At 32.9% G+C, this 11,898-nt stretch carries 10 protein-coding genes; 4 read left to right on the forward strand and 6 right to left on the reverse strand.

Features of this window, described 5'->3' with window-relative positions; all coding sequences use genetic code 11:
• Positions 1-177: 177 nt before the first annotated feature.
• The 3 genes from AC6EIW_RS07845 to AC6EIW_RS07855 all read right to left on the reverse strand — a co-directional run bounded on the left by AC6EIW_RS07845 (position 178) and on the right by AC6EIW_RS07855 (position 2,763).
• Positions 178-588 (reverse strand): HNH endonuclease, encoded by a 411-nt coding sequence (locus tag AC6EIW_RS07845; RefSeq protein WP_498520110.1) that lies wholly within the window; start codon positions 586-588, stop codon positions 178-180.
• Positions 589-734: 146 nt separating this feature from the next.
• Positions 735-1,157, reverse strand: coding sequence for a DUF6554 family protein (locus AC6EIW_RS07850; RefSeq protein WP_498520111.1), 423 nt, complete (start codon positions 1,155-1,157; stop codon positions 735-737).
• A gap of 451 nt (positions 1,158-1,608) precedes the next feature.
• Entirely contained in the window at positions 1,609-2,763 is a 1,155-nt protein-coding gene (locus tag AC6EIW_RS07855) for a pyridoxal-phosphate-dependent aminotransferase family protein (RefSeq protein ID WP_498520112.1), read from the reverse strand.
• Between the two features lie 79 nt (positions 2,764-2,842).
• Between AC6EIW_RS07855 and cbiD the strand changes: the two genes are divergently transcribed.
• Both cbiD and guaA read left to right on the forward strand, forming a co-directional pair.
• Positions 2,843-3,988, forward strand: coding sequence for a cobalt-precorrin-5B (C(1))-methyltransferase CbiD (gene cbiD, locus AC6EIW_RS07860; protein WP_498520113.1), 1,146 nt, complete (start codon positions 2,843-2,845; stop codon positions 3,986-3,988).
• A gap of 76 nt (positions 3,989-4,064) precedes the next feature.
• A complete protein-coding gene (gene guaA, locus AC6EIW_RS07865; protein ID WP_498520114.1) occupies positions 4,065-5,651 on the forward strand; it encodes a glutamine-hydrolyzing GMP synthase in 1,587 nt (528 codons plus the stop codon).
• A gap of 199 nt (positions 5,652-5,850) precedes the next feature.
• On the opposite strand, the gene AC6EIW_RS07870 is transcribed toward guaA, so the two are convergent.
• Positions 5,851-8,343 (reverse strand): tetratricopeptide repeat protein, encoded by a 2,493-nt coding sequence (locus AC6EIW_RS07870; protein WP_498520115.1) that lies wholly within the window; start codon positions 8,341-8,343, stop codon positions 5,851-5,853.
• A 532-nt stretch (positions 8,344-8,875) separates the two neighbouring features.
• On the reverse strand, positions 8,876-9,193 hold the full coding sequence (gene ppnP / locus AC6EIW_RS07875) for a pyrimidine/purine nucleoside phosphorylase (RefSeq protein ID WP_498520116.1): 318 nt from the start codon (positions 9,191-9,193) through the stop codon (positions 8,876-8,878).
• A gap of 48 nt (positions 9,194-9,241) precedes the next feature.
• Here ppnP and AC6EIW_RS07880 point away from each other — a divergent pair, with 48 nt between their 5' ends.
• Positions 9,242-9,427, forward strand: a complete 186-nt coding sequence (locus AC6EIW_RS07880) for a hypothetical protein (RefSeq protein ID WP_269609227.1) — start codon at positions 9,242-9,244, stop codon at positions 9,425-9,427.
• Here the strand turns inward: AC6EIW_RS07880 and AC6EIW_RS07885 are convergent, their stop codons facing one another.
• A complete protein-coding gene (locus tag AC6EIW_RS07885) occupies positions 9,428-9,712 on the reverse strand; it encodes a DUF1651 domain-containing protein (RefSeq protein WP_498520117.1) in 285 nt (94 codons plus the stop codon).
• A gap of 1,551 nt (positions 9,713-11,263) precedes the next feature.
• Between AC6EIW_RS07885 and AC6EIW_RS07890 the strand changes: the two genes are divergently transcribed.
• A complete protein-coding gene (locus AC6EIW_RS07890) occupies positions 11,264-11,455 on the forward strand; it encodes a hypothetical protein (RefSeq protein ID WP_498520118.1) in 192 nt (63 codons plus the stop codon).
• Positions 11,456-11,898 lie beyond the last annotated feature (443 nt).

Raw genomic sequence — 11,898 nt, forward strand, 5'->3', positions numbered from 1 at the left:
AATTAAGGAACCATAAAAGATTATCTAGGCAGAATAAAAGTCAAAGCTTGATAAAGCCTTTGCTTGCATCAATTTGCTTTCTTCTTTGTATAGCTTTTGTTCCTGAGAGGTCTTCTAATTTAGTTTCTGTATGTGAGAAATATAATTCTTCAGTGGCCTGTCAAGTTTGGTAGAACCTTAGGCTATTTGCCAAGAATAACCTTCATTTACAGTAGATTTTGATTGCTCAATGTTTTCATGTCGTTTAGGTTGAGCCCATTGTAGAAGTCTTAAAGCCAGACGTATATCACCTTCTGTCCATGCTCTTATAGCCATTGAACGCCTTGGGTCATAAAAACGTTGTTTTCTATACCATTCAAAAGCATTATTGTCTGTTTTGCTCCCGTTGCAAGATAAGCAGGCTGGTACACAATTTTCAGTGATACTTAATCCACCTTTGCTTTGCGGTAAAACATGATCTATTGATTCTGAATTTTTTCCACAATATATACATCTGTTTCCAGTAAATTCATGTAATGATTTTCGCCATCTTCTATCACGTAGTTTTGGGCATAGATCTTCTAAGAAAACCGCATCCCTGTTGTGCATACGTATTAATTGATTAGTTTAATTTTGCCTTGATAGAGCAATAAGTCAATGTATCAGAAATAAACAGTTCTAACTTTATAAGATTTATTTTTTAATTGCGAATGATTTATTCTTTGCTTTTTGTCTTAATACAAAAAATTAACTAATCAGTAATTATATCGATCAATATATTTTCCTTTAGGATTTTTTTCTATGGTGTTGATTGATGTAGTTACTCCTTTTGCTGATTTTTTATCATTATTAATTCCCATGGAGCTAGATTCTCTTGTATATAGATCCCCTAAATAATTAATACAATCTTCATATTTCACAGGATTTTGAACTACTTGTTCAATAATCAAAGAGGCAGCCTGCTTTGGTGATGTTTTGAATAAACCTTGTTTTTTGCTTTTAATAAATTCATAGGCTGCTTCCCAGCTTGGTTCATGTGTGTTTCCCCCATTTCTCATAAAGCAATATATGTCTGCTCCGTTAGTTACTGCTCCATTAACTTTTAATCCTAAAGTAGTACTGCAGATTAAACAAATTATTGAAATTGGTAAGAAGTTTCGCGTTATCCTAATTGGCATGATTTTAAAAAGATTATCAATCTTAAATTATCTATTTTTCTTTCTTCTGTCGAGCTTTATTTCGTAATACCGTTTTCGCATTATTCATTAAATTTGTTGTTTTTTAGAATGAAACAAGATTTTATTTAAAGTTCCTTGAATTAAATATTGTGCTTCTGATATCAATTATCTTTTAAAGATCACTATGATAACTATCTTTTGATATGATTATTTAAATAAATTTATTTTATAAAAAATTTAATATTGAATTAAGTAAAAGTCAAAAAAAAGTATTCTAAAAAGTTAATTATCTTTTCAAGAATTCGTTATTCCATGCTAATCAAGATTACTTGCAATTATGTGCTGGTTTGATTTTCAAAGCACTTGGGCAAGAGAGAAGGGCTAGTGGAAGTGGTCTTCACGTTCTTCAGCTTATTAATCCTAGATTGTTATTTTATAGATTATTTAAATATTATTCGTTATTTAGTACTGAAATTGTTTTAGCAATACCGTTACCAATTGGTGCGTTTAATTTGCCTATTTTATCAAGAGTGCTTTCTAAAGCTGATATCACACTAATAATGTCTCTATCATTGACAAACCCTAAGTGACCAATCCTAAAGATTTTTCCTTTCAAATGGTCTTGACCTCCAGCAAGGAGTATGTCGAAGTCATTTTTTATTACTTGCCTTATAGTTTCTGCATCTATATTCTCAGGCTTAACAGCTGTTATTGCTGGGCTTCCAAAACTTTCTTTTGTAAATAAGTTTAAACCCATGGCTTTTATTCCTTCTTGCGTTGCTTTTTGATGACGAGCGTGGCGGGTGAAGATATTATTTATGCCTTCTTTTTGCATCATTGTGAGTGATGCCTCCAAAGCAAAATATAAATTTATTGCAGGAGTAAATGGATTACTATTTTTATTTGCTGTTTTTAAATATTGTTTTAAATCTAAATAAAATTTAGGTAAATTTGATTGACTATTTGCTTCCCATGCTCTTTTGCTCATAGCAACAAAACTAAGACCCGGTGGAATCATATAACCTTTTTGAGAACCCGAAGCTATTACATCAATTCCCCATTCATCCATTGGAATATTACATGCACCAAGGCTTGTTACACAATCAGCAATAGTAATAGCTTTACCATGATTTTTTACCAGGTTATTAATTGATTTAAGATCATTAATTACTCCTGTTGAAGTTTCTGAGTGAGTTAAAATTACAGCTTTAATTTTTTTATTAGTGTCTTCTTCGAGAAGTCTTTTGAATTGATTTGGATCAAGAGGTTCTCCCCAATCAGCTTTTACAATTTTTACATCTAGATCATATGCTTTTGCAACCTTTACCCATCTTTCACCAAATTTTCCATTATCTCCACAGATGACTTGATCACCTTTGCTTAAGGTATTAATTATTCCTGCCTCCATCGCAGCTGTACCACTTCCTGTAATTGTAAGAACGTCGGCTTTTGTTTGATGAAGCCATTTAAGTTGCTCAGTAGTTTTTTGAACAATTGTTTGAAAATCTCCACTTCTATGACCGATGGGGTGCTTACTCATAGAACTCAAAACACTTTCTGGTACCGGTGTTGGTCCAGGTATCATTAGATTGAGTTTGTCTTGCATTTACTTATTTAAATCTGGATTATTATTAGTTTAAAAAATTATTTATGGAATTTCTTTTATCGTCAGCTCTTCCAATAATTTGAATGAATTTACGCTTCCAGTTTGGGTAGTTGCGGCTGCAAAGTCTGCAACGAATGTTCTTATTGGCAATAAATTTAAAGAGACTGAGAGAATTGATTTACCAAATCAAGAAGAATCAATTTTGGTGCCTATTTGTTCTACAGCTGTACTTGATAATGGTAAGAAATCTTTAGCAATTAGTCATTGTCAATCAGGGCTGCCTTTGGACATCACAAGAGGAGTAGAAATTTGGGCTTTTATTCAATTCAGTAAAGCAAGTTTTAAATCTGGGAAGAGAGTTGAGGATGGTTTTCCTGATTGGCTTGATTTTCATGCCGGTTTTGGAGTAGGTAAATTTCAATCATCTGGCCTTCCATGCATATCCAATTTTGCACGTGATTTACTGTGTATAAATCTTTACCCTCTTTTGCCCAAAGGTAATTCAATAAAAGTAGAAATCGTTTTACCTCAAGGTAAAGATCGTGCTTTGAAGACGAGTAATGAAGCATTTGGAGTGGTAGATGGGTTGTCCCTCATCGGTACACAGGCTGAGGCTCAAATCAGTTCATCTCCAGATCAGTTGAAGCAATGCAAAGATATTTTGCATTACAAATGTTCTAAACCATCATTTGATGGATTTCTAGCTTTTGTGATTGGTGAAAATGGAATGGATCTAGCAATAAAATTTGGACTTCCAGCCAATCAAATTATCAAAACGGGTAATTGGGTAGGACCTCTTCTTGTTGCTGCTGCAGAAAATGGTGTAAGGAAACTTTTATTATTTGGATATCATGGAAAATTAGTAAAACTTTCTGGTGGTGTTTTTCATACCCATCATCATCTTGCTGATGCAAGAATTGAAATTCTCACGTCACTTGCAGTTAGAGAAGCTATTTCTTTCGATTTGATTAGGTTTCTAAGTCAATCAACGTCAGTGGAAAATGCGTTATTAACCCTTGAAGAGAACAGCCCAGAAGCGGTATCTTTGGTTTGGGGTAGGATGGCTAAAGAGATTGAAATTAAAAGTCGGGGCTATATAAATAGATACATGTCTTCATCGATGAGAGTAGGATGTGTTCTATTCGATCGTAAAAGACAAATTCGCTGGGCAGGTTTTGACGGTTTAAAACAAATAAATTCTCTAGGGTTAATGCTGAATAAATAGGCATGTATAGCCATATCCCTTTAATTTTTATTAGTCTATTTGATAAGAATGTTTTATAAGGATTTATTAGGTTGATATGGCTTCAAAGATTTCAGATGAGAAACGTAATCCAGCAATCGTAATTCTCGATTTTGGTTCTCAATATTCAGAATTAATTGCTCGAAGGATTAGAGAGACAGAGGTTTACTCATTAGTTATGAGTTACACAACATCTGCTTACCAATTACGTTCTCTTCAGCCAAAAGGCATTATTTTAAGCGGTGGCCCGGGTTCAGTTTATGAAGAAGATGCGCCATATTGTGATCAAGAGATTTTCAATTTAGGTATTCCTGTGCTTGGGGTTTGTTATGGAATGCAATTAATGGTTCATCAGTTAGGAGGATCTGTAAAACCTGCTACTGGTAAAGCTGAATACGGAAAGGCACCTTTAGAAGTTGATGATTCAACAGCTTTATTAACTAATGTCATAAGTGGATCCACAATGTGGATGAGTCATGGGGATTCAGTTCAGCAATTACCCCAGGGATTTGTCAGATTAGCTCATACTTCTAATACTTTAGAAGCAGCAATTGCTTGTCACGAAAAGAGCTTTTATGGAGTGCAATTCCATCCTGAAGTTGTTCACTCTACTCAGGGAATGGTGTTATTAAGAAACTTTGTGTACCATATTTGTTCATGTGAGCCAGATTGGACGACAAATTTATTTATAGATGAAGCTGTTTCTCAAGTTCAACAACAGGTAGGTGATAAAAAAGTTTTATTGGCTCTATCGGGTGGTGTTGATTCATCAACTCTTGCATTTTTATTAAACAAAGCAATAGGAGATCAATTGACGTGCATGTTTATTGATCAAGGTTTTATGAGAAAAGGTGAGCCAGAATTTTTAATGTCTTTATTTGATGAGAAGTTCAAAATTAATGTTGAATACATAAATGCCAGAGAAAGATTTATTTCAAAATTAAAAGGAGTAACTGATCCTGAGCATAAGCGTAAAATTATAGGTACAGAATTTATCAGGGTTTTTGAAGAGGAGAGTCTTCGTTTGGGCCCTTTTGATTACTTAGCTCAAGGCACTCTTTATCCAGATGTAATAGAAAGTTCTGGAACAAATATTGATCCTAAAACTGGTGAACGAATAGCTGTTAAAATAAAAAGTCATCATAACGTAGGAGGTTTGCCAAAAGATTTACAATTTAAATTGGTAGAGCCTTTGAGACGTTTATTCAAAGATGAAGTCAGAAAAGTTGGTAAATCATTGGGATTGCCAAATGAAATTGTTCGAAGACATCCATTCCCTGGTCCAGGGTTGGCTATAAGAATTTTAGGAGAGGTTACTCATGAAAAATTAAATTGTCTAAGGGATGCAGATTTAATTGTGAGAGAGGAGATTAATAAAGCTGGTTTATACAATGAGATATGGCAAGCTTTTGCTGTTTTATTGCCTGTTTATTCAGTTGGAGTAATGGGAGATCAAAGAACTTATGCATGGCCAATTGTTGTGCGTTGTGTTTCCAGTGAAGATGGAATGACGGCTGATTGGTCTCGTATACCATATGATGTTTTAGAGAAAATTTCTAACCGTATAGTTAACGAAGTTGAAGGAGTTAATAGAGTTGTTTTGGATATAACAAGCAAGCCTCCAGGAACTATTGAGTGGGAATAATTTGTCTACTAAAAGTAGATATAGTTTAAAAAATAGGGTTTGTCATAAGTTCACTTCCTAATATTATATGACGAAATAACAGGGATTTAACCCCCGTGTTTGTCACGGGTTGTTTTGTGACCTTGTCAGCATCTTCATGAAGAAATCGTAGAAAGATGGTTCTCTCTACAAATCAAATATTTTTTGCTCTTGAATGTAGTTAACTCTCCGTTTTACTAACCCAGAATTGATACATTTCGCTGAAAGTGTGGGGATGTTTTTCTTCAAACTTTGCCCAGTTTTGTAAGTTGATTTGCTGCTTATCTTCTGGGAAATATCTTTTATAGAGAGATTTAACTGGTTGTTGAAGTAAGAATCCAAGAAATTTTAATTCATTAGATTGGAGTGTTTCCAGTAGTTGTTTGATTGTGAATCTGTGTTCCTGTGTGTGAAAGCAAAGATCACGGCAGGAAGAGAGCGTATATAAATCACTACTCTTTAATAGAGAGTTAAGTTCTGGTATTTTTCCAGAAAAAACTGTTTCTCTGAAATCACGAATATCATCCTGATTTGGTTTAAGTTTTTTATGATTAATATATTTTCTTGCCGAAACAATATTTTGTCTTGATAACTCACTATATAAACCTAACTTTAGGAATCCATTGTTTTTTAAAATATCTATTAATGCTTTTAACCCCTTAGAGGGATTATTCATATGATGCAAAACACCTCCACATTCAATAATGTCAAATTTTATTTCTAGTAAATCAACTTCTAAGATGTCCATGTGAATTAGTTCAACATTATTAATTCCAAGTTCATTTATCTTCCTTTGAGCATAAGCAAGACTAGATAAACTTAAGTCTATAGCTGTTATTCGAGCATTTTTATATCTCTGTGCTTGTAAGATTTGCTGACCAGTTCCACATCCAGCAATCAGAACTTGTAATTGATTATCACATAAATTTTGACTGATATAATTAGGGTTGATTTCATTATTAATTGCTTGCACAATAGTTATCTTTTGATACTCTGAATGATTTCCATATCTCCATCTAGGATATGGATTTTCTTCATATTGAGATTTTACTCTTTGAGAAGTTTCATCATTAATTGATCCTAGTTTTTTGATATTTTTGCATAATTCAATCTCTTTTAGTGGTTCTGTTATTTGTAATTCAATTAGTTCTTTAAAACTTTGATTAGAAGAATAAAAAGATTTTAAAGATGGTATTTGATCAAGAAGTTTATATAGTGGAAAATAACAAGATAAAATTGCCAAATTTATTTCATTTAATTCGTTATTTTGACATCTGTTAATGATGCAATCAAGAGATACTTTTTCTTCTTTTGAGAGACAGTAAACATATTCGTTAAGAAAGCATTGTTCACCTAAGGCAATAATAAATTCCAATTGAGAGTAACCAATACTCTCTTTATTTTTTGTAATCTGCTTGCATATATTTTTTCTTAGTTTCGTTAGCAATTTTTCTAATTTTAGATCAGTAAATATAATTTTTTTGAGTGCATTCATGAACATTTTATCTTTAAAAATTAATCTATTTTTTAAGTAGTTTGAGTCTGAGAGTTCCAGATTATTTATTATTTTATTTCTATATAAAAAAATAAATGCTTTAAATAATTCCTTATGAGATAAATTATCTTTTTCTAAAAGAATATTTAATATATTTTTTAATTTTGATTTATTAAATTGTGAGAGGTTTGAATCTCTTAGAAGTTCCGTTGTGAATAAATAAATACGAGGATCATTTGGGTTCATTTCAATTACTCTTAGGTAACAACTAAAAGATTCTTTTGATCTACCAATATTTCTCAGTATGCTACCAAGATTCAAATAAGCATCTATGTATTGAGGATTAATTTCAATTGCTTTCCTAGTACAGATTTCTGCTTCTTGTAATTTTCCAAGATTTATCAATACGGTTCCTAGATTGAAATATGCTTCCGCGAAATCAGGATTAATTTTAATTGCTTTACGAGTGCAGATTTCTGCTTCATTTAATTTTCCAGAATCTATTAATATGGATCCTAGATTTGAATGCGCTTTTGCGAAACCAGGATTAATTTTAATTGCTTTACGAGTGCAGATTTCTGCTTCATGTACTTTGCCAATTTTGATCAATATGCTTCCTAGATTGGAATGCGCTTCCGCGTAATCAGGATTAATTTGAATTGCTTTGCGCGTATAGATTTCTGCTTCATTTAATTTGCCAAGATCTATCAATATGGTTCCCAGATTGAAATATGCTTCTGCGTAATCAGGATTAATTTTAATTGCTTCACGAGTGCAGATTTCTGCTTCATTTACTTTGCCAATTTTGATCAATATGCTTCCTAGATTTAAATGTGCATCTGCGTAATCAGGATTAATTTGAATTGCTTTGCGAGTGAAGATTTCAGCTTCTTGTAATTTGCTAAGATCTATTAAGATGATTCCATAATTTGAAAATACCCGGTGATCAAGAAAACCTTGATTAATAAAAAGTTGATAATATTTTGCTGCTTCTTGAATATTACCTTGTGAATGAAACTTAAATGCTTGATTCATTATTTGTTCTTTAGAAGGTTTTGAAGGAGTATTGGTATTAATAGTGATATTTTCTTTGATTTTTCCAATAGCAAATGGAACTGTGAATGTTTTTACCTCAGTAATCTTCTTCTTTCCTTCTCCTTCTTTACTAGAACTATTCATCTTCTCTTATTTTTCTCTTTTGCTTTTAGCATTTTACTACTAATTTCAATCCTTATTCATTCCTTCTTAAATCATGTATGACTGATAGAGCAAGACTAACTAATATTTTTAATGAACTTTCTACGATTATTAATCAAATCAACTTATAGAATAGAACTAATACTTTTTATTGCTGGACTTTTTTAGTTTGTCATGGGTTTGTCACGATAAAATAATCCCTGAGAACTCAGTTATAGCTTCATTATTTTTTCTAGGCCCTATTAAGTGGAAATAGTTCAGGGCTGCAAAACGTAGTCAGTCACTCAAAAACCCACTTCCACTTGTCACCTTGTCACCGTCTCTACAGAGAAATCGTACATAGTTTGTTTTCTCTATACTTGTTGTTTAAATATCTAGTATTTGTTGCTAAGAATCTATAAACGACTTCTCTAGATATTTTTTGATACTAAGTATTTAAAAAGGTACAAAAAAACCTGCTCGAAAGCAGGTCTGTTTGAAGATCAGTCGTAAGTGTTTCCTTACTCTAATTTTTTTAATCATCAAAATAAGAGCATGTGTAATTTACTAATTCTAAAACCTCTAAACAAAATGAAGAATTTTTGGGGACATTGAAATCCATACCCTCTGTTATTAATATCCAATCTTTATCACCTGCAATTTTTACATTTAGTTTTCCAGAATGGATTTGCATGAGTTCTCTTGATGCAGTTTTAAATTCATATCCACCCTCCAACATCACTCCTAATGTTTTTTTTGAACCATCTTTTAAAAAGATGTTCCGACTAATAACTTTACCTTCAAAATAAATATTTGCTAATTTATCAACATCTACATTTTGATAGTTATCCATTGAGAAATTCCTGAATCTAATTTTCTAATCACTAATCATAATCTATAGATGTTGAGTTTTATCTATGCACTTGTTATCCCAGTACTGATCTTGGGATTGCTTTATCTATTCATCATTGAAAATAATGGTCTTCCAGATTGGATGGAACGTGTCTCAAGAAATAGTGGTTCCGTTTGGACTTATGGAATTATTGCCATCGCCCTAGTTGGAATTCTTAGATATCTGATTCGATGACTAAGCAGCAGCATCAACACAAGCATTGAATTGATGTTCTACTAATTCCCAACCATTACTGATGAGTTCATTCCAAGTTTCATAAGAGGATTGATAGTCTAATTTTCTTGTGTTTTTAAGTCGTGTTGGGATACCTTCTTTCGTGCAAAACCAAAGTTGAGTGAAGACAGTCGGAAACGCTATTGCAGATTTCGGATCACGCATGAAAAGCAAGCATAAGTCTCTTGCTGGGGCAACTAACCATCCTGATGGTGTTGGTAATGCTTCTCTTACAGGTTCATTCATGTGATTGATATCTAGTGGTGGATTTCATTTCCTGCAAACATTCTGATGAAGTCAGTAGTCAGAGGGATCACGAAGGAGAGAAAAAAAAGCACCTGCTCACTGGTGCTTTGGTTGCTTGCAGCTGTGATCTATGCATTTTAATACAAATATACTACTTTTGTCTATGGGTGAATTAGTGACTTGTATAAGAAAAGGGCACTACTGCATCAGCATCTTTGTGTGTTTTTTGTTGCACAGAGCTGATTTTTGTTGCGATTGTTCTGCTTTCACCTTTCTAATTGTCGGATTTTCATTCCTTAGTTTTACCTCTAATCAAAACATAGGATTTTCTGATCCAATAACCAGCAATTCAGATACCTCTAGATGTGCTTTGAGGCTATGAAATCAAATTGTTCCTAATCAAAGATCGTCTTCACTATTTCCGAAAGGGTTGTATCTGATATCAAAAATCAAAACCACTGCTGTACTTAAAAGCAGTAAACCGAAAACAACTTGAGGAGGTGGAAATATCATTCTTACACTCTAGAAAAGGCACAAAAAAACCGCCCTGTTCTTTTCGGGCGGGTTAGTTGCAGAGACCTGGTGCAAGTGTTTCCTTGTTTCCACTGCGGAGGGTCTCTTACTCCTCACAGATAAATCATAAATGAACTTGTAAAAGAGGAAAAGTATCTTGAGGCGGGTTTACCGATTGGCACAGCCACTAAAAGAGCATCCAATTGGATGCTCTTTCGGCACAGAACTATGTGTGAGGAGTTGTTCTGTAACCCTATTCTTATACATCTGATACCAAGATGGCAATAACAAAAATAATCTCTTCAATATTGAGAAAATATTTGCTTGGTGTAAAAAAACAAAACATTTCACACCTCATTTGCGAATGCCAAATATTTGCTTAAAACAAGTTTTCCCTCAGCACCTTGTGTCAATGAAGTAGCAGAGTGAAATGGGTCTTCAAGTGTCTGTTCCCACTATGTTCTCTTTGTTGCTTTCTTGTCTTTCCACAGAGAGATCGTATATGGTTTGTTTTCTCCATACTTTGCTTGTAGACAAGATGTAAAGAAAAATTATTAAAAAGCTATAAGATGCCCTAATTAATTATTTATAAGTCTTTGTTTTTATTGACTATTTTAATGAGGCTATTAAAGATTTTTATCTCATATTTTCGCTAAAATTATATAAATAGTTTCTTTTATATATTGATTAGAATGAAAATAAGAAGTATTTCTTATATGAATAAAAGTATTTCTTTTTTAATGTTAATGGGGCAACAGGTTGTGATAGGAACATATGCTTTGTTTTAAAGATTAACTTCTTCAGAATTTATTAACTACTTCGTTACGTATTCAAAACTTTGTGATCGCAAAAACGCCTACCTCATAAAGAAGGGGGGGCGAGATTTTTGTCACCCCCCTTTGAGCTCTGTACCTATTTATCCAGCTAAACATTTTTTTTGAATAACCAATCATTTACTTAATAAAAAGTGCTGAAACACTTGATTTATAATTCTTTTAGGATTCAAATTCAATCGTTCAAAGTACTTTATTAGGTCTTATGGCAAAAACTGAAAATGATCTTGATATTTACTATGCAGTTGGGAATGCTAATACTTCTAGGCAGGAAACTGAGATTGGGGAAATCATAAAAAAAAGAAATTCTATGGGATGGAAATTAGTTTCTACTAGCACGGCAGTGGTTGATATCACTAACCAATTTTCTAGCTTGTATCTCTTTTGGGAGAAATAATATGAGTAAGAAAAAAGAGAAATTTAATGTGACGCAGGGTATGACTCTTTTGCTTCTAAAAAAACTTTCTTTACCTCCGAACTTGGTCTTTTTAATCATTCTTTTTATTACTAACCCAGCAAATAAAATTGGTTATGAGGAGTAGTAGGCATACAAAAACTTTTCGAAATCAAGTCTTTTTCTCCTTCACCTAAAGAATTAATCATATCTTCAACTTATTAAATACATGGATTAAGAAAGGCACCCTGCTGCATCAGCTTCCTTGAGTGCCTCTCTTTACTTACAGAACAATTTTGTTGAGGAGTGTTCTGCTTTCCTTTTTCTAATTAATTCGAAAAGTGGAAGCATCAGAAATTATTCCTAATTAAAGATCGTTTTGACTATTTCTAAGAGAGGGGGTTTATTTTTTTGAAGATCAAAGCTACTCCTGCACTTAAAAGTAG

This window comes from Prochlorococcus sp. MIT2308, assembly GCF_059772345.1.